At 73.3% G+C, this 20,760-nt stretch carries 18 protein-coding genes and 2 tRNA genes; 18 read left to right on the top strand and 2 right to left on the bottom strand.

Annotated features, from left to right (window positions below; all coding sequences use genetic code 11):
- Positions 1-29 precede the first annotated feature (29 nt).
- The 3 genes from CP977_RS11585 (at position 30) to CP977_RS11575 (ending at position 3,265) form a co-directional block, all read left to right on the top strand.
- A complete protein-coding gene (locus tag CP977_RS11585) occupies positions 30-1,313 on the top strand; it encodes a glutamate-5-semialdehyde dehydrogenase (RefSeq protein ID WP_062755725.1) in 1,284 nt (427 codons plus the stop codon).
- Positions 1,314-1,446: 133 nt separating this feature from the next.
- Positions 1,447-2,007 (top strand): SCO2584 family spore wall biosynthesis protein, encoded by a 561-nt coding sequence (locus CP977_RS11580; protein WP_104860532.1) that lies wholly within the window; start codon positions 1,447-1,449, stop codon positions 2,005-2,007.
- Positions 2,008-2,179: 172 nt separating this feature from the next.
- Complete coding sequence (locus CP977_RS11575; protein WP_062755727.1) at positions 2,180-3,265, top strand: SCO2583 family membrane protein; 1,086 nt, start codon at positions 2,180-2,182, stop codon at positions 3,263-3,265.
- Here CP977_RS11575 and CP977_RS11570 read toward each other — a convergent pair.
- Positions 3,250-4,368 (bottom strand): M48 family metallopeptidase, encoded by a 1,119-nt coding sequence (locus CP977_RS11570; RefSeq protein ID WP_152370046.1) that lies wholly within the window; start codon positions 4,366-4,368, stop codon positions 3,250-3,252. The two genes, CP977_RS11575 and CP977_RS11570, sit on opposite strands and share 16 nt — an antisense overlap.
- Before the next feature lie 128 nt (positions 4,369-4,496).
- On the opposite strand from CP977_RS11570, the gene CP977_RS11565 reads away from it, so the two are divergent.
- From CP977_RS11565 to CP977_RS11530, 8 genes are all read left to right on the top strand, one after another.
- Complete coding sequence (locus tag CP977_RS11565) at positions 4,497-4,730, top strand: hypothetical protein (RefSeq protein WP_062755731.1); 234 nt, start codon at positions 4,497-4,499, stop codon at positions 4,728-4,730.
- An 83-nt stretch (positions 4,731-4,813) separates the two neighbouring features.
- Complete coding sequence (locus CP977_RS34015) at positions 4,814-4,975, top strand: hypothetical protein (protein WP_167309045.1); 162 nt, start codon at positions 4,814-4,816, stop codon at positions 4,973-4,975.
- A gap of 51 nt (positions 4,976-5,026) precedes the next feature.
- Positions 5,027-5,653: a nicotinate-nucleotide adenylyltransferase gene (gene nadD, locus CP977_RS11560; protein WP_079131209.1), complete on the top strand. Its 627-nt coding sequence runs from the start codon at positions 5,027-5,029 to the stop codon at positions 5,651-5,653.
- A gap of 19 nt (positions 5,654-5,672) precedes the next feature.
- Positions 5,673-7,448, top strand: a complete 1,776-nt coding sequence (locus tag CP977_RS11555; protein ID WP_152370045.1) for an LCP family protein — start codon at positions 5,673-5,675, stop codon at positions 7,446-7,448.
- A gap of 106 nt (positions 7,449-7,554) precedes the next feature.
- Entirely contained in the window at positions 7,555-8,022 is a 468-nt protein-coding gene (gene rsfS / locus CP977_RS11550; RefSeq protein WP_109185930.1) for a ribosome silencing factor, read from the top strand.
- The gene (locus tag CP977_RS11545) at positions 8,019-8,672 is read left to right on the top strand and encodes a histidine phosphatase family protein (RefSeq protein WP_062755738.1); all 654 of its coding nucleotides are present in this window, start codon (positions 8,019-8,021) and stop codon (positions 8,670-8,672) included. The genes rsfS and CP977_RS11545 overlap by 4 nt, the downstream gene beginning before the upstream one ends.
- Positions 8,673-8,777: 105 nt before the next feature.
- A tRNA-Ala gene (locus CP977_RS11540) sits at positions 8,778-8,850 on the top strand.
- 230 nt (positions 8,851-9,080) lie between these two features.
- On the top strand, positions 9,081-9,314 hold the full coding sequence (locus CP977_RS11530; protein ID WP_030211122.1) for a hypothetical protein: 234 nt from the start codon (positions 9,081-9,083) through the stop codon (positions 9,312-9,314).
- Here CP977_RS11530 and CP977_RS11525 read toward each other — a convergent pair.
- A complete protein-coding gene (locus CP977_RS11525; RefSeq protein WP_062755740.1) occupies positions 9,293-10,642 on the bottom strand; it encodes a glycosyltransferase 87 family protein in 1,350 nt (449 codons plus the stop codon). The genes CP977_RS11530 and CP977_RS11525 overlap by 22 nt on opposite strands.
- Positions 10,643-10,763: 121 nt before the next feature.
- Between CP977_RS11525 and CP977_RS11520 the strand changes: the two genes are divergently transcribed.
- The 7 genes from CP977_RS11520 (at position 10,764) to CP977_RS11490 (ending at position 20,616) form a co-directional block, all read left to right on the top strand.
- Positions 10,764-10,836, top strand: a tRNA-Ala gene (locus CP977_RS11520).
- 288 nt (positions 10,837-11,124) lie between these two features.
- Complete coding sequence (leuS, locus tag CP977_RS11515) at positions 11,125-13,995, top strand: leucine--tRNA ligase (RefSeq protein WP_152370044.1); 2,871 nt, start codon at positions 11,125-11,127, stop codon at positions 13,993-13,995.
- Positions 13,996-14,162: 167 nt separating this feature from the next.
- A complete protein-coding gene (locus tag CP977_RS11510; RefSeq protein WP_062755748.1) occupies positions 14,163-14,900 on the top strand; it encodes a hypothetical protein in 738 nt (245 codons plus the stop codon).
- A gap of 87 nt (positions 14,901-14,987) precedes the next feature.
- Complete coding sequence (locus CP977_RS11505; RefSeq protein ID WP_062755750.1) at positions 14,988-15,833, top strand: DegV family protein; 846 nt, start codon at positions 14,988-14,990, stop codon at positions 15,831-15,833.
- A 373-nt stretch (positions 15,834-16,206) separates the two neighbouring features.
- A complete protein-coding gene (locus tag CP977_RS11500; RefSeq protein WP_308017199.1) occupies positions 16,207-17,064 on the top strand; it encodes a ComEA family DNA-binding protein in 858 nt (285 codons plus the stop codon).
- Between the two features lie 44 nt (positions 17,065-17,108).
- Positions 17,109-19,676 (top strand): ComEC/Rec2 family competence protein, encoded by a 2,568-nt coding sequence (locus CP977_RS11495; protein ID WP_229991655.1) that lies wholly within the window; start codon positions 17,109-17,111, stop codon positions 19,674-19,676.
- Positions 19,677-19,749: 73 nt separating this feature from the next.
- Positions 19,750-20,616 carry an arylamine N-acetyltransferase family protein gene (locus CP977_RS11490; protein ID WP_079131211.1) on the top strand — a complete coding sequence of 289 codons (867 nt, stop codon included), beginning with the start codon at positions 19,750-19,752 and terminating at the stop codon, positions 20,614-20,616.
- Positions 20,617-20,760 lie beyond the last annotated feature (144 nt).

Below are 20,760 nucleotides of genomic sequence, written 5' to 3'. Positions count from 1 at the left end.
GTCCGCAGGGGTGCCAGTACCCTGCGGGCATGACCTCGCTCACGCCCCTCGACAACCTCTCCCCGGTCACCCGGGCCGCCCACCGGGCCCGTGCCGCCGCCGCCGAAATCGCGCCACTCCCGCGCGCGGTCAAGGACGAGGCCCTCCTCGCCGTCGCGGACGCCCTCGAAGCGCGCACCGCCGAGATCGTCGAGGCCAACGCCGCGGACATCGCCAAGGCCCGCGAGGCCGGGACCAGCGAGGCCATCGTCGACCGGCTCACCCTCACCCCCGAGCGCGTCCGGGCCATCGCCGCCGACGTCCGCGACGTGGCCGCGCTGCCCGACCCCGTCGGCGAGGTCGTCCGAGGCTCGACCCTCCCCAACGGCATCGACCTGCGCCAGGTCCGCGTCCCCCTCGGCGTCGTCGGCATCATCTACGAGGCCCGCCCGAACGTCACCGTCGACGCCGCCGCCCTCTGCCTCAAGTCCGGCAACGCCGTCCTGCTCCGCGGCTCCTCCTCCGCGTACGCCTCCAACAACGCCCTGGTGACCGTCCTGCGCGACGCCGTCGGGGGCGCCGGGCTGCCCGCCGACGCGGTCCAGCTCGTCCCCGGCGAGTCCCGCGACTCGGTCCGCGAGCTGATGCGGGCCCGCGGCCTCGTGGACGTCCTCATCCCGCGCGGCGGCGCCTCCCTCATCAAGACCGTCGTCGAGGAGTCCACCGTCCCGGTCATCGAGACCGGCACCGGCAACTGCCACGTCTACGTCGACGCCGAGACCGACCTCGACATGGCCGTGGACGTCCTGATCAACTCCAAGGCCCACCGGGTCAGCGTCTGCAACGCCGCCGAGACCCTCCTCGTCCACCAGGACGTCGCCGAGGCCTTCCTGCCCCGGGCCCTCGACGCCCTCGCCGAGGCCGGCGTCACCGTCCACGCCGACGAGCGGACCCTCGCCCTCGCCGAGGGCTCCAAGGCCACCGTCGTCCCGGCCACGGCGGAGGACTGGGAGACCGAGTACCTCTCGTACGACATCGCCGCCGCCGTCGTGGACTCCCTCGACAAGGCCGTGGAGCACATCCGGACGTGGTCCTCCGGCCACACCGAGGCGATCGTCACCACCTCGCAGGCCGCGGCCCGCCGCTTCACCCAGCTGGTCGACTCCACCACGGTCGCCGTGAACGCCTCCACCCGGTTCACGGACGGCGGCCAGTTCGGCTTCGGCGCCGAGATCGGCATCTCCACCCAGAAGCTGCACGCCAGGGGGCCCATGGGCCTTCCCGAGCTGACCTCGACCAAGTACATCGTCACCGGCGACGGTCACGTGCGGTAACACCTCCTTCGACACCACCTCCGACACCTCCTTCCGGTACGGGCGGGTTTTCGCCCCGTACGGCTTTCGGTACGGGCGGGGAGGGTTCGCACTCTCCCTGCCCAAAACCCCCTTCCGGGGCTACCCTGAATCCGTGCCGGACGACATGGGGGGCAGGCCGTTCCAGAACGGCGGAGACCCCGAGGACTCTGTCGACCGCGGAGGCGCTGACGAGGTCCACGCCGCCGTGGTCTTCGACGAGGAGTTCGTCCGGGCCGCCCCCGTCCACGAGCCGACCGCGGTCGAGCGGCTCCTCGCCGCCGCCCAGGCCCGTGCCGAGGCCGAGTCGGCCCGCGCCCGCGCGGGCGGCGGACCGGCCGACGACGACCTCTACGAGGACGGCCACGACCCGCTGGGCCTCACCTACGAGCCCGACGACATCGGCGACGACGACAGCCCCTACGGCCCCCACGGCGGCGCCCTGCGCCCCTACCGCGGCAGCGCCCGCTGGCACCGGCCCGTCGCCTGGGTCCTCGCCCTCGTCATGGGGGTCGGCATGGTCGCCCTCGCCTTCAGCGCCGTCTACCGGGGCGCCTCCGCCAACCGCCAGGACCAGGTCCCGCCGCCGGCCACCACCGGGGTCGACGCCCCGCCCCCGAACCCGGCCCCGCCCGCGGCCCACGCCCCCGCCGCACGCTCCGCGTCCCCCGGATAGCCCCCACCCGGCCCCCGGATCGAAACCGGCCCCGCGACGCTCCCCGACCCGGACCCCGGCCCGTCCCGCACCGGCCCCGCGCCGGAACCCGGCCGCCCCGATGGCGGAACTCTTCGGAACTTGACGTGTACCTGGGCGTTTACCGAAGCCCCCGCAGACCTACCCTGAAGGTATGGCAGGGCGTGGCGACCCGCCTGAGGGGACACCCGAGGGGTTCCCCGGCGGTGGTGAGGACGAGTACCGATCCGTCGTCTTCGACGAGGCGTTCGTCCGTGCTGCCCGCCTCCAGGAGTTCTCCGCCCGGGAGCGGATGGGCGAGCACGCCCAGGCCGTCCGCAGCCTCCCCTCCGGGGCCGCCCGGAGCGGCTCCCGCCAGGCGTTCCTGCTGGTCCTCCTCGTCCTCCTCGCCTTCGGCACCGCCGTCTACCTGGGCGTCCGCAACCCGTACCAGCCCCCCGTCGACCAGCGCGCCGAACCCCTGCGGACCACCCTCGTCCGGCTCGCCCCCCGGGACCCCGTCCCCGGCGGCGAACCCGCGCGGCTCTTCGCCCGCAGCCCGGCCGCCGAGTACCGCGTCGGAGCCGCCGGCATCAACCCGCCGGTCGCCGGGCGCACCCCCCACTTCGCCGCGAGCCAGGTCGTCGCCGCCCTCGACATCGCCAGGAAGTACCTCACCGCCTCCTCCCTGGACCCCGACGTCCTCACCGGCGCCACCGTCCGGCCCGTACGCCTGCTGCTCGACCCCGACCAGCTGGCGCAGTTCGACCGGAGCGTCGAAACGCCCGCCGACGACGGCCGGCACGCCCTCGCCGCCTGGCTCGTCCGCTTCGACCCCCGGCAGGTCGCCCTCGCGGAACCCGCCGTCCGGGTCCAGGGCACCCTCCGCTTCGAGGAGACCGGGCCCGACACCCTGGACGTCACCGCGGACCACACGTACACCTACGCCCTCCGCCCGGCCGCCCGGGGCACCGGACCGGTCGCCGCGGCGTCCCTCTTCACCGTCCACCGCGCGGTGCACTTCCGCTTCGACCGCGAGGACCTGCGGGCGCACCGCGCCGAGCTCCTGAGCAGCACCACGGAAGCCGGACCGCAGGCCTGCGACACGGACACCACGGGCTCCCTGAAGCCGCTCCTGGCGGGGGCGCGGGCCGCCGAGGCGGGCGGCGGGCCGGCGGTCACCGACCCGTACGCCACGGACCGGCCCGCAGCCCCCTCGCTGTGCGGAGCGCTGGCCCCGCGGGCTCAGCCTTCCTTCTGACCGTCCCCGGTGTCGCCCCGGGCCTCGTCGTCCCCGGCCGACGCCTTGCCGCCGTCCGCCTTCGCGGAGCCCTGGCCGCCGAACCGGTCGCGCAGCCGGCCGCCCAGGTCGCCCGCCAGGTCCCCGGCGCCGCCCGCTATGTCCCCGACCAGCTTGAACAGCGGATCCTTGCTGTTCCGCACGGTCTCGGCGTAGTGCCCGGCCGACTCCCGGAAGGAGTCCGAGACCGAGGCGTCCTTGTCCTCCGAGCGCTTCGGGTAGTGCCCGTCCATGATCCGCTGGAAGTCCCGGCTCTCCGACCACTTCTTCAGCTCCGCCGCCCGGACGGCCGTGAAGGGGTGCGAACGCGGCAGCACGTTGAGGATCTTCAGGACCGAGTCCCGCAGGTCCCCGGCCTTCTCGTACTCGTCGGCCTGGGCGAGGAACGCGTCCACGTTCATCTCGTGCAGGTGGTTGCCGCCGGCGATCTTCATCAGACCGCGCATCGAGGCCCGCACGTCCTGCCCGACGAGCAGCCCGGCCCGGTCGGCGGAGAGCTCCGACTTGCGGAACCACTCGCGCAGCGCCGTCACGATGGCCGTGATCGCGACCGCCCCCAGCGGGATCCAGGCGATCTTGAGCGCCAGGTTGGTCAGGAACAACAGGACCGTGCGGTACACGGCGTGCCCCGAGAGGGCGTGCCCCACCTCGTGGCCGACGACGGCCCGCATCTCCTCCTCGTCGAGGAGCTCCACGAGACCGGTGGTGAGCACGATGATCGGCTCGTCCAGGCCGATGCACATCGCGTTGGGCTTCGGGTCCTGCGTCACGTACATCGGCGGGACCTTCTCCAGGTCCAGGATGTAACAGGCGTCCCGCAGCATGTCGTTGAGGTGACTGAACTGCGCGTCGCTCACCCGGACGGAGTCCGAGAGGTAGAGGAGTCGCAGGCTGCGCTCCGGCAGCAGCCCGCTGAGTGCCTTGAAGGCCGTGTCGAAGCCGCTGAGCTTGCGCAGCGCCACCAGCGCCGAGCGGTCGGCCGGATGCTCGTAGGCCCGCGAGGAGATGCCCGGGAACCGCTTCCGCTGCCTGCTCGGCGCGCTCCCGTGGTCGTTCTCGGTCATGGATGCCCCCTGTTCGTACGAGTCGGTGCTCGTCCCCCTGACTGCACCCAGACTAGGCGCTGGCGCTACCGTGTGGCGGGGCCTGTGGATAACTCGGGCACCGAGGACGACCGAAGGGCACGACCGACATGCCGGACACCGCCGCCGCCGCCACCGCCGACGTCGCCGCCCTGCTCGCCGCCGCCGCGGACCAGGGGCCGGGCGACACGCTCCGGATCGTGCTGCTCGCCTCGATCGTGGGCGGGGTGCTGCTCGCCTGGTTCCTGCTGCGCGGGTACCGCACCGACGGCACGGACGCCCCGGGCGGCGAGGACGGCACCGCCGGGACGGGCGGCAACACGGGGCGCGACGCGAACGCCTGAGTCGGCGTGAGCGCGTCCGGACGGCCCGCATACGATGTGCGCGAAGTCTCCGCTCCCATCCCCGATCGTTAGGTCTGCCGAAGATGAGCCTCCACAGCGCCGCCGCCCACCTGGTCACCCTCGCCGAGGGCGCCGAGCACGGCGGCAACCACGAAAGCCTCAACCCTTACCTCACCGGTATCGGCGCCTTCGGTGCCCTGATGCTCCTGCTGTGGATCACCACCCGCTTCAACCGCGACCGCTGAACCGGCACCGCTGATCCGGCGGCCGCCGCCGTGCCAGTAGGCTCTGCACGCATGGGAGAGCAGGAAGTGCCTACTGGTACTGGCGGGCGCGGCAAGCGCCGACTCGGCGTGATGGGCGGAACCTTCGACCCGATCCACCACGGACACCTGGTGGCGGCCAGCGAGGTCGCCGCCCTGTTCCATCTCGACGAGGTGGTGTTCGTGCCGACCGGGCAGCCGTGGCAGAAGAGCCACAAGGCCGTGTCCGCACCCGAGGACCGCTATCTGATGACGGTCATCGCCACGGCCTCCAACCCGCAGTTCTCGGTCAGCCGGATCGACATCGACCGCGGCGGTGCGACCTACACCATCGACACCCTGCGGGACCTGCACTCCCTCAACGGCGACTCGGACCTCTTCTTCATCACCGGGGCCGACGCGCTGTCGCAGATCCTCACCTGGCGCGACGCGGAGGAACTCTTCTCGCTCGCCCACTTCATCGGCGTCACCCGCCCGGGCCACGACCTCACCGACGACGGCCTGCCCAAGGGCGGGGTCTCGCTCGTCGAGGTCCCCGCGCTCGCCATCTCCTCCACCGACTGCCGGGCGAGGGTCGCGCAGGGCGATCCCGTCTGGTATCTGGTGCCGGACGGCGTGGTGCGCTACATCGACAAGCGCCAGTTGTACCGCGGCCAGTGAGCTTCGGGGAGGGGCACCGGTGAACGACCAGCAGCACCCGTACGATCCGTACCGTCCGCAGCCGCAGATCATCGGCTACGACGAGTACGGGCAGCCGGTGTACCAGCAGCCGCAGGCGCAGCAGCAGCCCGCGCAGCACTACGACCCGTACGGGCAGCCCGCGCAGCCGCAGCAGGCGTACGGTTACGACCCCTACGCCCAGCAACAGCAGCCGCCGCAGCCGCAGCAGGCCCAGCAGCCCGCGTACGACCCGTACGGGCAGCAGGGCTACGCCTACCCCTCCTACGACACCGGGGTCGGCGCCGGGGCCGGGACCGGACAGCAGTGGGCCGTCCAGCCCCAGGCCCACCCGCAGCCCCAGAGCCACCCCCAGTACCAGCCGCAGTCCGGGCCCGAGCCCGCGCGGCCGGCCCCCGAGGCCCCGGCCGCGCCCGTCGCCGCCCCGCCCGGCGTCCCCGGCCAGCGCCCCGCCTCCGAGCGGTCCGCCCCGGGGCGGACGCCACGCCCCGCCCCGTCCCGTACGGACGGCGACGACCGCGAGTACCGCACCGAGCAGTTCTCGTTCATCGAGGAGCCCGACGAGGACTCCGAGGACGTCATCGACTGGCTCAAGTTCACCGAGAGCCGTTCGGAGCGGCGCGAGGAGGCCAGGCGGCGGGGCCGCAACCGGATCGTCGCGCTCGTCGTCGTCCTCGTGCTCGCCGTCGTCGGCGGCGTCGGCTACCTGTGGTCCGCGGGCCTGCTCCCCGGCACCTCCGAACCGGAGAAGAAGGGGGCCACCGCGACCGGCCCCCAGAAGCGCGACACCATCGTGGTCCACCTCCACGACACCACGAACGGCGGAACCTCCACCGCCCTCCTCGTGGAGAACGCGACCACCCGCCAGGGCACCACCGTCCTGCTCCCCAACTCGGTCGTCGTCGCCGACGCCGAGGGTTCCGCGACCACCCTCGGCAAGTCGGTCGAGGACGACGGCTCCAGCGGCACCCGGGAGTCGATCGGCAACCTCCTCGGGACGAAGATCGCCGGCACCTGGCGCCTGGACACCCCGTACCTGGAGAACCTGGTCGAGGTCGTCAGCGGCATCGAGACCGACACCGACACCGACGTGCCCGCCCCCAAGGGCGGCGAGCCGCTCGTCAAGAAGGGCGAGCAGCAGACGCTGAACGGCCGCGCCGCCGTCGCCTACGCCACCTACCGGGCCCCCGGCGAGGCCGACGCCAAGCAGCTCCAGCGCTTCGGCCAGGTCCTGTACGGGGTGCTGCGGAAGATCTCCGACGACCCCGCGGCCGCCACGGTCACCATCGAGACCCTCCAGCAGATCCTCGACCCCTCGCTCCCCGAGAAGGACCTCGGCGCCTCCCTGGCCAAGCTCGCCGAGCACGCCAAGGTCGGCGCCTACAAGACGGCCGTGCTCCCGGTGGAGGAGGACGGCGCCCTGACCGACGGCGCGAGCGACAGCGTCGTGAAGGAGATCCTCGGCGGCAAGGTCACCGCCCCCGAGGCGGACGGGATCACCCGGGTCTCCCTGCGGGACGGCTCCGGCAGGAACGCCGCCGAGGCGGCCCGGATCGTGCTGGCCAACGGCGGCTACGCCATCGTGGGCGCCAGTGGAGCGCCGTCCCAGGAGAAGTCGCAGGTCCTCTACGACGACGACGCCCAGAAGGCGGCGGCCGCCGAGGTCGCCAAGACGCTGGGCCTGCCGGACGGCTCGGTCCGCAAGGGCCAGACCACGGGGGCGGCCGCCGTCACCGTCGTCCTGGGCGGCGACTACAAGGCACCCGGAGCCGGCTAGCGCCGCCGACCGGGGCCCGCCGGCGGCGCTCCGGAAAAGTCAGACGGCGCCGTCGGCGGTCCGTGAGACCCTGGAGGGGTACTGGACCGCCGACGAAAGCCTGCCTGTGACCGCCACGGACCGTTCCATCGAGCTCGTCAAGACCGCCGCCCAGGCGGCCGCCGACCGGCTCGCGCACGACATCATCGCGTACGACGTCAGCGACGTGCTGTCGATCACCGACGCCTTCCTGCTCGCCTCCGCGCCCAACGACCGCCAGGTCAAGTCGATCGTCGACGAGATCGAGGAGCGGCTCCTCAAGGAGCTCGGCGCCAAGCCGGTCCGCCGTGAGGGCGACCGCGACGCGCGCTGGATCCTGCTGGACTACGTCGACATCGTCGTCCACGTCCAGCACAGCGAGGAGCGGGTCTTCTACGCCCTGGAGCGGCTGTGGAAGGACTGCCCCGAGCTGGAGCTGCCCGAGGACGCCGTGAAGACCCGCGGCAAGGGCGCCGAGCACGCCGCCCTGAGCGGCGTCGACACCTCCGGCCACGCCTCCGGCCTCCCCGACGGACCGGACGGTGAGCTGAGCTGAGCGCCACCAGGGCCGGCACCGGCCGCCGCATCGTCCTCTGGCGCCACGGCCAGACCTCCTGGAACCTGGAGCGCCGCTTCCAGGGCTCGACCGACATCGAGCTGACGGAGACCGGCGTCGCCCAGGCGCGCCGGGCCGCACGGCTGCTCGCCGCGCTCAAGCCGGACGCCATCGTGGCCTCCGACCTGAAGCGGGCGGCGGCCACCGCCGCCGAGCTCGCCGCGCTCACCGGCCACGACGTCGCCCACGACGCCGCGCTGCGCGAGACGTACGCGGGGGAGTGGCAGGGGCTGACCCACGACGAGATCGTGGCGCGGTACGGAGAGCAGTACGCCGCGTGGAAGCGCGGCGAGCCCGTGCGCCGGGGCGGCGGCGAGCTGGAGACCGAGGTGGCCGACCGGGCCGCCCCCGTGGTCCTGGAGCACGCCGACAAGCTCCCGGAGAACGGCACGCTCGTCGTGGTCAGCCACGGCGGCACCATCCGCACCACCATCGGCCGGCTCCTCGGCCTGGAGTCCCGGCACTGGGAGAGCCTGGGCGGGCTCTCGAACTGCTGCTGGTCCGTCCTCGGCGAGGGCGCGCGCGGCTGGCGCCTGATGGAGCACAACGCCGGCACGCTGCCCGAGCCGGTCCTCGGCGACGACGACTGAGTCCCGCTGAGCCCCGTGACGGGGCCGCCGGACCCGGATTTCACTTTCCGGCAGGTCACAGGCTAGAGTTCTTCTTGTTCGCAGCGCGGAGCGCGAAGAACACGAGGGGCTATAGCTCAGTTGGTAGAGCGCCTGCATGGCATGCAGGAGGTCAGGAGTTCAATTCTCCTTAGCTCCACAGTCACCGAATCCCGTCCCCAGCAGGGGGCGGGATTCGTCGTTTCGCCCCATTCTGCCGAGTGCGCCGGCCCCCTTGCGGGGCCATGGCAGAATCGGACGGCCGGAGGGGGACAGGATCCGGACGGGAGGGTGGCCCACGTGCTCGGCGACAACGGCAGGGTGTCCTGTTGGTGCACGACCAGGTGTACGACGGGGCGCGCGACCTGCGGCCACAGCTGGAGCTGACTGATGGGTGCACACAGGCGGAAGTGCGACTGGTGCGGCAGCGGCACGCCCATCGTGCGCGACATGGACCCCGTCAACCCGGATTTCCAGTACTGGTGCGAGGAGTGCGCGCGGGCGCTGATCATAAAAGGCGACCCGATCGAGACCTACCGCGAGCTGGAGGGGGAGCCGATCTACGGCCGGCTCCTCGACGAGCACTGCACCCTCAAGCGGTTCTACTCCTTCGCCACGGCCTGACGCTCCCGCTCCGGCGCGGTCCGGGACTCCTGCTCCGGTACGGCCTCCAGGGGCGGTTCCGGGGCCTCCGTACCGGTCTCCGTCCCGCGCCCGGCGTTCACCCCGCGCCCGGCCTCCGTCCCGCGCAGCTTCCGTCGCGTCAGCACGTACCCCACGAGCAGCGCCGTCGTCGTCAGCGGATAGACGGCCGAGAGCAGCATCTGGCCCGCGTTCTGGTCCAGTTCGGGGCGGCCCGGGTCGTGCGGGACCCACCACAGCGCGAACGACGCGAACACCAGGGCCACCGGCCCCGCCACCCGCCACGCGCGCGTGGCGCGGTCCACGAGCAGGATCAGCAGCGGAACGCACCACACCCAGTGGTGGGACCACGAGATGGGGCTGATCATCAGCGCCGTGAACGCGCAGACGACCACCGCCACGGCCCTGTCGCCGCGCAGCGCGGCCCGTACCGCCACCACCATCGCGGCGCCGCCCATGAGGGCCGCCGTCACCGCCCACCACATGCCCGGGTCGTCGGTGTGCATCAGCCGGGCCAGGACGCCGCGGATCGACTGGTTGGCGGTCTCCTCGGCGAAGCCGACCCGGCCCGTCTCGAACAGCGTCTCGGTCCAGAACTTCTTCGAGTCCGCGGGCAGCGCGACCACCACGGCCAGCGTCGTCCCGAGGAACACCCCCGTCGCCGTCGCCGCCGTGCGCAGCCACTGGTTCCAGGACCGGTCCCGGCGCCACAGCAGCACGCCCGCGACGAGCAGCAGGACCACGAAGAGGCCCGGTGTGAGTTTCACCGCGGTCGCCAGGCCGATGCCCAGGCCGGCCCAGCGGCTGCCCTCGCGCCGCGTGAGGTCCCAGAGCACCGCCACGGCTATGAGCAGGTTGATCTGGCCGTACCGCAGGGTCGTCCACACCGGCTCGCACCAGACCACCACCGCGGCGATCCAGAACGTCGCGCGCCACAGGTCCGCGCGGGACAGCGACGGGCGGGCCAGCTGGACCGACAGCTGGACCAGGGCGACCACCAGGAGCAGGTTCCCGCCGGTGGTGAGCGTCCGCATCAGCGGGACGCCCACCAGGGTCAGCGGCACGAACAGCAGGGCCGCGAAGGGCGGGTACGTCATGCCGAGGTTCGCCGAGGTGGCGCGCATCGCGTACAGGTCGCCGCCGGCCCGGACCGTCTCGCCCTCGGCCCGGTAGACCATCACGTCGAGCATGTTCACGTGGGCGAGGCGTTGCGCCACCCAGAAGGCCGCGAACGAGAGCAGGCAGACCGCCGCGGCGGTGACCAGGGGCCACGGCCGGACACGGGTTTTCGAGAGCACGGAGACGGACACAGTCGGCGACCCTACCCGGCGGCCCGGAGGGGCTCCGGGAATCGATTTGGAGATCTGCCGGGGAGCCGGTTAATGTTCTGTCTGTCGCCGCGAGGGAAACCGGAACGGAGACGGAAAGCAAGGGGCTATAGCTCAGTTGGTAGAGCGCCTGCATGGCATGCAGGAGGTCAGGAGTTCAATTCTCCTTAGCTCCACAGAAACTCCACGGATCCCGTGGAGGGGAAAGCGGGTCACCCGGATCGGGTGGCCCGCTTTCTCGTGTCCCGGCCCCCGGAACGCCGGTGCGGCCCGTGTGGTCGCTGCGGTACCCTGGCGCCATGCGTGCCGTACGCCTCCTGCTTACCGAGCCGCGCTGACCAGTTCCGACGGACGGCAGACGTCCCGTCGGAGTCGGCGCGGCATCCCCTCCTGTGCGAGGGGATTTTTCGTTTCGGGCAGTTCAGTGGCCGTGGGCAGAGACGATCGATGGAGCTTCAAGGACCATGACCGAGATCAATACGGCCGCCGAGACGGCGGCCCCGCATCGCTACACGGCGGCCATGGCCGCCGACATCGAGGCACGCTGGCAGGACTTCTGGGACGCCGAGGGCACCTACGAGGCCCCGAACCCCACCGGTGACCTGGCGGGCGACCCCGCGGTCGCCGCGCGCCCCAAGAAGTTCATCATGGACATGTTCCCGTACCCCTCGGGCGCGGGACTGCACGTCGGCCACCCGCTGGGCTACATCGCGACGGACGTCTTCGCCCGCCACGCGCGCATGACCGGCCACAACGTGCTGCACACCCTGGGCTTCGACGCCTTCGGCCTGCCGGCCGAGCAGTACGCCGTGCAGACGGGCACGCACCCGCGCGTGTCCACCGAGGCCAACATGGAGAACATGAAGGTCCAGCTGCGCCGGCTGGGCCTGGGCCACGACAAGCGCCGGTCGTTCGCCACGATCGACCCGGAGTACTACAAGTGGACCCAGTGGATCTTCCTGCAGATCTTCAACTCCTGGTACGACACGGAGGCCGGAAAGGCCCGTCCGATCGCCGAGCTGGTCGAGCAGTTCGCCGACGGCACCCGTGAGGTCCCCGGCACCACGCGCGCGTGGAGCGAGCTGAGCGCCGCCGAGCGCTCCGACGTCCTGGGCGAGTACCGCCTGGCGTACGCCTCCGACGCGCCGGTCAACTGGTGCCCCGGCCTGGGCACCGTCCTGGCCAACGAGGAGGTCACCGCCGACGGACGCTCCGAGCGCGGCAACTTCCCCGTCTTCAAGTCCAAGCTGCGCCAGTGGAACATGCGGATCACCGCCTACGCGGACCGCCTGCTGGACGACCTGGACGCGCTGGACTGGCCCGAGGCCATCAAGCTGCAGCAGCGGAACTGGATCGGCCGCTCCGAGGGCGCCCGCGTCGACTTCCAGGTCGGCGACGCCGGTGCCATCACCGTCTTCACCACCCGCCAGGACACCCTGTTCGGCGCCACCTACATGGTCCTGGCGCCCGAGCACGACCTGGTCGAGAAGATCGTCCCGGCCGCCTGGCCCGAAGGCACCCACGACGTGTGGACCGGCGGCCACGCCACCCCCGCCGAGGCCGTCGACGCCTACCGCAAGCAGGCCGCCTCCAAGTCCGACGTCGAGCGCCAGGCCGAGGCCAAGGACAAGACCGGCGTCTTCACCGGCGCGTACGCGACCAACCCGGTCAGCGGCGAGCGGGTCCCGGTCTTCATCGCCGACTACGTCCTGATGGGCTACGGCACCGGCGCCATCATGGCCGTCCCGGCGCACGACAGCCGCGACTTCGCCTTCGCGCGCGCCTTCGAGCTGCCGATGCGCTGCGTCGTGGAGCCCTCGGACGACCGCGGCACCGACCCGTCCACCTGGGACGACGCCTTCGCCTCCTACGAGGCCGAGCTGGTCAACTCCGCCAACGACGAGATCTCCCTGGACGGCCTGGGCGTCACCGAGGCCAAGGCGAGGATCACCGCCTGGCTGGCCGACCGCGGCATCGGCGAGGGCACCGTCAACTTCCGGCTGCGCGACTGGCTGTTCAGCCGCCAGCGGTACTGGGGCGAGCCCTTCCCGATCGTCTACGACGAGGACGGCGTCGCCCACTCGCTGCCCGAGTCGATGCTGCCGCTGGAACTGCCGGAGGTGGACGACTACTCGCCGCGCACCTTCGACCCGGACGACGCGGACACCCGCCCGGAGACCCCGCTGTCCCGCAACGAGGACTGGGTGAACGTCACCCTGGACCTGGGCGACGGCCCCAAGAAGTACCGCCGCGAGACCAACACCATGCCCAACTGGGCCGGTTCCTGCTGGTACGAGCTGCGCTACCTGGACCCGCACAATTCCGAGAAGCTGGTCGACCCGGCCGTCGAGCAGTACTGGATGGGCCCCCGCGAGGGCATGCCGACCGGTGGCGTCGACCTGTACGTCGGCGGCGCCGAGCACGCCGTGCTGCACCTGCTGTACGCGCGCTTCTGGTCCAAGGTCCTGTTCGACCTGGGCCACGTCTCCTCGGCCGAGCCCTTCCACAAGCTGTACAACCAGGGCATGATCCAGGCCTTCGTCTACCGGGACGCGCGCGGGATCGCAGTGCCGGCGGCCGAGGTCGAGGAGCGCGACGGCGGCTTCTGGTACCAGGGCGAGAAGGTCTCCCGCGTCCTGGGCAAGATGGGCAAGTCCCTGAAGAACGCCGTGACGCCGGACGAGATCTGCGCCGAGTACGGCGCCGACACCCTGCGCCTGTACGAGATGGCGATGGGCCCGCTGGACGTGTCGCGCCCCTGGGACACGCGCGCGGTGGTCGGCCAGTACCGGCTGCTGCAGCGGCTGTGGCGCAACATCGTGGACGAGTCGACCGGTGAGGTCACCGTGGTCGACGCCGAGCCCGACGAGGACACGCTGCGCGCCCTGCACAAGGCGATCGACGGCGTCGCGCAGGACATGGCCGCGATGCGCTTCAACACCGCCATCGCCAAGATCACCGAACTGAACAACCACCTGACCAAGTCCGGCGGCGCGGTCTCCCGCACGGTCGCGGAGCGGCTGGTGCTGCTGGTCGCCCCGCTGGCCCCGCACATCGCCGAGGAGCTGTGGCGTCGGCTGGGCCACACCGGATCGGTCGTCCACCAGGACTTCCCGGTCGCCGACCCGGCGTACGTCGTGGACGAGACCGTGACCTGCGTCGTGCAGATCAAGGGCAAGGTCAAGGCCCGCCTGGAGGTCTCCCCGTCGATCACGGACGCGGACCTGGAGGCCCTGGCCCTGGCCGACCCGCACGTGGTCTCGGCCCTGGGCGGCGCCGAGATCCGCAAGGTGATCGTGCGCGCGCCGAAGCTGGTCAACATCGTCGCGGGCTAGCGGGCCGCTGACGCGCGGCTCGGTCAACAGTCGCGCATAGGGGTTTCCCCTACGGGCAGGTTGGGGGTTCCGATGGAACCCTCGGCCTGCCCGTTCCGTTTACCGTGGAGGAACCACAACCGCGTGACGAACCGCGCGGCGAGTCGACCGATGCCGGAGGGGCGCCCATGGAAGCCGCGATTCTCACGATCCTGGCGCTGCTCTTCGTCGCCTTCGTGGCGCTCGGGGTGTACGCCGCCGTGAAGGTGACGAAGGCCGCCAAGCGCGGAGTCGACCGCACCCTGGACCAGGCCCGGCGCACGGTCGAGGACACCACGCTGCGGGCCAAGAGCTTCGGCCAGGCCGGCGCCGCGGGCGAGCTGGCCCGGCTGCGGCTCTCGTTGCGCACCTCGATGCGCGCCACGCAGGATGCCCTGCAGGCGGGCGTCGGCCAGGACGCCTCGCTGAAGGAGTCGCTGGACCTGTTCCACCGGCTCAGCGCGCACGGCCTCGAACTCGACGCCGACCTCAAGCGCCTGGAGCGGGAGCCCGACCGGGCGTGGGTCGCCGGACAGCTCCCCGAACTCACCGCGCGGACCGAGCGGATCACGAGCTCGGCCGACGCGCTGCGCCGCGCCGCCCGGGACCGGGCCCTGCGGTTCGCCGAGGACGACCTGTCGACGCTCAGCGCCCAGATCGACGTCGAGGCCGGAGCCCTGCGCCACTGGACCGACCCGGAGCCCGCGCCGGGCGCCGCCTCCGCCGGTACGGAGGAGCCGGGACGCCCCACCGGGAATCCTGCCGGGGCCACCGGCCGGGCGGCGGACGCTGGGCCCCGGAGCGAGCCGTCCGCGATCACGGGGCCCGACCCCCGGCTGACCGCGCACCCCTGGGAGAAGTCGGCCCGCCCGGAGACCACCACCTGACGCCACGGCCGACGCCCAGGACCTGTCCGGCGGGCCGTTGGGGGGCCGGGCTGCCGTGCGGGGGCTTCGGCGGGTAACCTCCCGCTCATGTCCCGGCATGTCGCGATCGTCACCGATTCCACGGCCTACCTGCCACGCCAGACGACGGAGCGGCACGGCATCACCACGGTCCCGCTGACCGTCGTCATCGGCGACCGCGCCCTCCAGGAGGGCACGGAGATCTCGGCCGAGGCCCTGGCCCAGGCCCTCCAGAAGCGGCGGTCCGTCACCACCTCCCGCCCCAGCCCCGAGGTCTTCGCCGAGACCTACCGCGAGGCCGCCGAGGCCGGTGCGCGGGGCATCGTCTCGCTCCACCTGTCCGCCGAGGTCTCCGGGACCTACGACGCGGCCGTGCTCGCCGCGAAGGACGCCCCCGTGCCCGTACGCGTGGTGGACACCCGCATGATGGGAATGGCGCTGGGCTTCTGCGCCCTGGCGGCGGCGCGGACCGTGGAGGCCGGGGGCTCGCTCGACGAGGCGGTCGCGGCGGCCGAGAAGCGCGCCGCCGGGATCTCCGCCTTCTTCTACGTCGACACCCTGGACTACCTGCGCCGGGGCGGACGGATCGGCACCGCGCAGGCGCTCCTCGGCTCGGCGTTCGCGGTGAAGCCCCTCCTCGAACTCGACGGCGGGCGGATCGAGCTGCGGGAGAAGGTGCGGACGGCCTCGAAGGCCATCGCGCGCCTGGAGGAGATCGCGGTGGAGCGGGCCGGCTCCGGGGCCGTCGACATCGCCGTGCACCATCTGTCCGCGCCGGAGCGTGCCGCCACGCTCGCGGACCGGCTCAGGGAGCGCGTCCCGGGGATCGGGGAGTTCCACGTCAGCGAGGTGGGCGCGGTCATCGGCGCCCACACGGGCCCCGGGCTCCTCGCGGTCGTCGTCTCGCCCCGCTGAGCCCCCGGGCCGTGCGTCGGCCGTGCGTCCGTCGCCCGTGAGGGTGACGGAGTTTTCCACAGCGGGGCCGCTGTCCACGGACCTCGGGTGAGCCCGGCACGGGGTGTCCACGATCCCTACCGTCACGTGCATGACGATTCGTGCATCCATCGCATCAAGCACCACCACCACCGCCGTCGGTACCGCGGACATCGACACGGATACGACGGATATGGGCACGGGCACGGCTGCCCCCGGGGCGGTGAGGACGGCTCGCGGGCCGACGAGCGGGCCCGGGAGGGCGGCCGGTTCGGACGGACGCGGTCGTCCCGGAGGGCGCGGTTCGCCTCCCGGGCGAGGGCGGCGGCGCGTCCGGGCGGGGAGGCCTTCCGAAGTGCCCGGAGGCGTCGTACGGCGCCGGGGGGACGCCCTGTTCCCGACGGAGCCGCCCACCGGGGCGGAGACGGCCGAGGTCCCGGAACGGGACGTTCTGCCGGCCCCGTCGCCCGGGGTGCGGGAGCGGCTGGTGGCGGGGGCCCGCGACCGGCTTCCGCTGTGGGTGCAGACGCGGTGCGGGCTGGAGCCGAGGACTTTGGCCGCGCTGACGGTGGTCCTGCTCGTGGCCGCGGGGCTCGCGGGCGGTTACTTCTGGACGGGCCGCCCGGAGCCGGTGCGCGCCCCCGAACTCGTCCGTGCCGCGCCCGCGACGGTCGCGCCCGCAGGGCGGTCCGGGCCGGAGCCGGAGGCCCGGGAGGAGGCGGGGCCGCCGCCCGTCCCGCCCGCCCCGTCGGTGTCCTCCGCGGGGAAGGTCGTCGTCGACGTGGGCGGGAAGGTGCGCAGGCCGGGAGTACTGACCCTGCCCGCGGGGTCGCGGGTGGCGGACGCCCTGCGGGCGGCGGGCGGGGTGCGGTCCGGCGCCGACCTCACCGGGATCAACCGGGCGCGTGTCCTGTCCGACGGCGAACAGGTCCTGGTCGACGTGCCGGGAGCGCGGGTCGCCGGGCCCGGCCCCCGAAGCGGAGGGGGCGCGGGAGGAACAGGAGGGGGAAGCGCTCCGGGGACGCCGGTGAGCCTCAACACGGCCACGGTGGAACAGCTCGACACCCTCCCGGGCGTCGGACCGGTCCTCGCCCGGCACATCGTCGACCACCGCACGGAACACGGCGGCTTCCGGTCGGTGGCCGAGCTGCGGGAGGTCACCGGCATCGGCGAGCGGAGGTTCGCCGACCTCGAACCACTGGTCCGGCCGTGAAGCGGGGCGGGGGACCGGCCGAGAGGGCGGAAACGGGGACGGAGGTGGTGGAGGAGGAGGCGGAGACGCGGGAGGGGGACCGGTGGGAAGGGCCGGCCGACCTGCGGCTCGTTCCCCTCGCGGCGGCGGCCTGGGCGGCTGCGGCCTGGGCCGTGGGCGTCACCGGATGGTGGGTGGTGACCGGCGTCACGGCCTGCCTGGTGGGGGCGGCGGTCCTGCTGGCGCGGGGCGCGGTCCGGCGGAGGGGAGGCCCGGAGGGGAGCCGTGGGACGGCCGACCGTGGAGGAGGCTCCGGAGAGGGGTGTGGCGCGGGCCCGTCGGGAGGTGTCGCCGGGCGGCGGTTGCGGGTCACCGCGTGGGCCGGGGTCCTGCTGTGCGCCGCGGCCGGGGCCGCCTCGGCGGGGCTGCACGCGGCGGACCTGCGGCGCGGGCCCGTACCGGTCCTCGCCGAGGAGTACGCGCGGGCGCGCTTCGAGGTGGCGGTGACCTCCGATCCGCGGCTCACCCGGCCGAAGGTGCGGGGCAACGCCATGGCCCCGGTCTCGGTCGTCCTGGACGGTGAGGTGACCCGGGTCGAGCGGTCGGACGGTGCGGTCCACCGGACCCGGGCGCCGGTCCTGCTGATCGTGTCGCCGGGAGAAGGGCGTGAGGCGTGGCTGCGGCTCCTGCCCTCCACCCGGCTGCGGGTCGGCGGCCGTCTTGCGCCGCCGGCGCATCCGGGCGAGCCGTTCGCGGCGGTGCTCAAGGTCGACGGTTCGGCCCCGCCACTGGTCGTGGGCCGGCCGAGCGCGCCGCAACGGACGGCGGGGGAGCTGCGCGCGGGGCTGCGGAAGGCGACCGAGGGGCTCGATCCCGACGCGCGGGCCCTGCTGCCCGGTCTGGTCGTCGGGGACACCTCCCGGGTCGGCTCCGAGCTGAGGGACGCCTTCGAAGCCACCGATCTCACGCACCTGTTGGCCGTGTCGGGCAGCAACCTCACGATCGTGCTGCTCCTGCTGATCGGGCGGCCCGGGCGGGCGCACCGGGCGGAGCGGGGTGGGCTCGCGCCCCGGCTCGGGCTGTCGCTGCGGGTCACCGCGGTGGCCGGGGGCGGTCTGACGCTGGCCTTCGTGATCGTCTGCCGGCCCGACCCGAGCGTGCTGCGCGCCGCCGCCTGCGGCCTCGTCGCGCTGCTCGCGATCGGCACGGGGCGCAGGAGGTCGCTGGTCCCCGCGCTGGCCGCCGCCGTCCTCGTCCTGGTGCTCTACGACCCCTGGCTCGCCCGGAGTTACGGGTTCCTGCTCTCGGTCCTGGCGACGGGGGCGCTGCTGACGATCGCTCCCCGGTGGAGCGACGCGCTGCGGCGGCGCGGGATGCCCGGCCGGTTGGCGGAGGCGCTGGCCGCCGCCCTGGCGGCGCAGGCGGTGTGCGCTCCGGTCGTGGCGGTCTTCGCGGCCCGGGTGAGCCTGGTCGCCATCCCGGCGAACCTCTTCGCCGAACTCGCCGTGGCGCCCGCGACGGTGTGCGGGTTCGGCGCGCTGGCCCTGGCGGCGATCTGGATGCCGGCGGCGGAGGGCCTGGCATGGGTGGCGGGGTGGCCGGTCCGGTGGATCGCGTGGGTGGCCCGCACCGGGAGCGCGCTGCCGGGGGCGGAGCTGGCCTGGCCCGGCGGGTGGTGGGGCGGGCTGGCCCTCGCGCTGCTCACCGCGACCGTGGTCCTCGGGGCGCGCAGACTGCCGCACCGGGGCGTGCTGGGCGCCCTCGTCGCCGCCCTGCTCCTGCTCGCCGTGGTGCGGCCGGCGCCGCTGGCCCGGTGGGCCACCGGATGGCCGCCGCCGGGCTGGGTGTTCGCGATGTGCCAGGTGGGCCAGGGGGACGCGACCGTGCTCGCGGCGGGCGGGGACTCCGCCGTCGTGGTGGACGCGGGCCCCGACCCCGAGCCGGTGGACCGCTGTCTGCGTGAACTCGGGGTGAGACGGGTGCCGTTGCTGGTGCTCACCCACTTCCACGCGGACCACGTGGCCGGGCTCCCGGGAGTGCTGCGGGGGCGGTCGGTGGGGGCGATCCAGACGACGGGGCTCGAAGAGCCGCCCGCCCAGGCCGCGTTCGTGCGACGGACGGCGGCCGGGGCCCGGGTGCCGGTGATCCGTGCCGGTCCGGGGGAGCGGCGGAGGGTCGGGGCCCTGGAGTGGCGGGTCCTCTGGCCGTGGCCGACGGCCGGGAGGACCGTGGCGGGCACGGCGGCGGCCGGGGGGTCCTTCGAGGGGCCCAACGACGCCAGTGTCGCGTTGCTCGTCCGTGCCGCCGGAGGGATGAGCCTGCTGCTCCTCGGGGACCTGGAGCCGCCGGCGCAGCGGGCGCTGCTGCGGGTCCATCCGGGCCTCGCGCCGGTGGACGTGCTCAAGGTCGCCCACCACGGGTCCGCGCACCAGGACCCGGCGCTGATACGGGCCGTGCGGCCGAGGCTCGCGCTCGTGTCGGCCGGCCTGGACAACCCGTACGGCCACCCGTCGCCCCGGACGCTGGAGGCACTGCGGGACGGCGGGGCACGGGTGCTGCGCACCGACCGGGACGGGGCGATCGCGGTGACGGGGGCGGGGAGGGGGCTCATGGCCGTACCGAAGGGCGGATGAACTCCCCGTAGGGGATGGGGAATCGGTGATACGAAGGGCCTGGGACGGTGGACCGGGGCGGCAGACTGTTCGTATGACCACGCAGCCGACACCCGCCGTCCCGTCCGAGTCCCCGGCGCCGCAGGGGCCCTCCGTCCCGCCCGCGCCCTTCGTGCCCGCTCCGTCCGAGGTCGAGGCCTACCTGCGGCGCATCGGGGCGGAGCGGCCGGACCGCGCGGACGCCGCCGCGCTGCGCGAGCTGCACCTGCGCCACCTGCGGACCGTGCCGTTCGAGAACCTCTCGATCCACCTCGGCGAGTCCGTCGTCCTGGACGGGAAGGCGCTCCTCGACAAGGTGGTCGGCGCGCGCAGGGGCGGTTTCTGCTACGAGATCAACACGGCGTTCGCCGTCCTGTTGAGGGGGCTCGGGTACGGGGTCGAGCTGCTCCAGGCGCGGGTCGTCGGGGAGGGAGGGAAGCTGGGCATCCCGTACGACCACATGGCGTTGCGGGTGGAGACGGCGGAGGGGGAGCGGTGGCTGGCCGACGTCGGGTTCGGCGACCACAGCCACTTCCCGCTGGCCTTCGACGTGCGCGACGACCAGGAGGACCCCGGGGGTGTCTTCCGGATCGTGGAGACCGCCGACGGCGACCTGGAGGTGCTGCGGGACGGGAAGCCCCAGTACCTGGCGGAGACCCGGCCGCGCGAGCTCGCCGACTTCGCGGCCGGGGCCTGGTACCACCGGACCTCGCCCGACTCGCACTTCACGCGCTCCCTCGTCTGCTCCCGGCTCACCGAGGAGGGCCGGATCACCCTCAGCGGCACGAAACTGATCACCAGCGCCCACGGCGAGCGCGACGAGCGGATCCTCGACGGGGACGACGAGGTGCGGGAGGCGTACCGGGAGCTGTTCGGCATCGCGCTCGACGCGCTGCCCGTCGTCTCGCCGCCCGCCGCGTAGCCCCGCCGCCCGCCACGTGATCCATCGCGTCGCCGCCCTCGGTACGGGAAGAGAGTGTCAATTCGGACTCCCGGTAACACTTGCCGACACTTGCTCCGGTTTGCCTCGAACGTCCCATCGGTGATCGAATGCGACTTCGTTGCA

It is taken from the genome of Streptomyces cinereoruber (assembly GCF_009299385.1).
Classification (GTDB): Bacteria; Actinomycetota; Actinomycetes; order Streptomycetales; family Streptomycetaceae; genus Streptomyces; species Streptomyces bikiniensis.
Note: the sequence above shows the minus strand (reverse complement) of the source record. Positions and strands in the feature narration are given on the sequence as shown.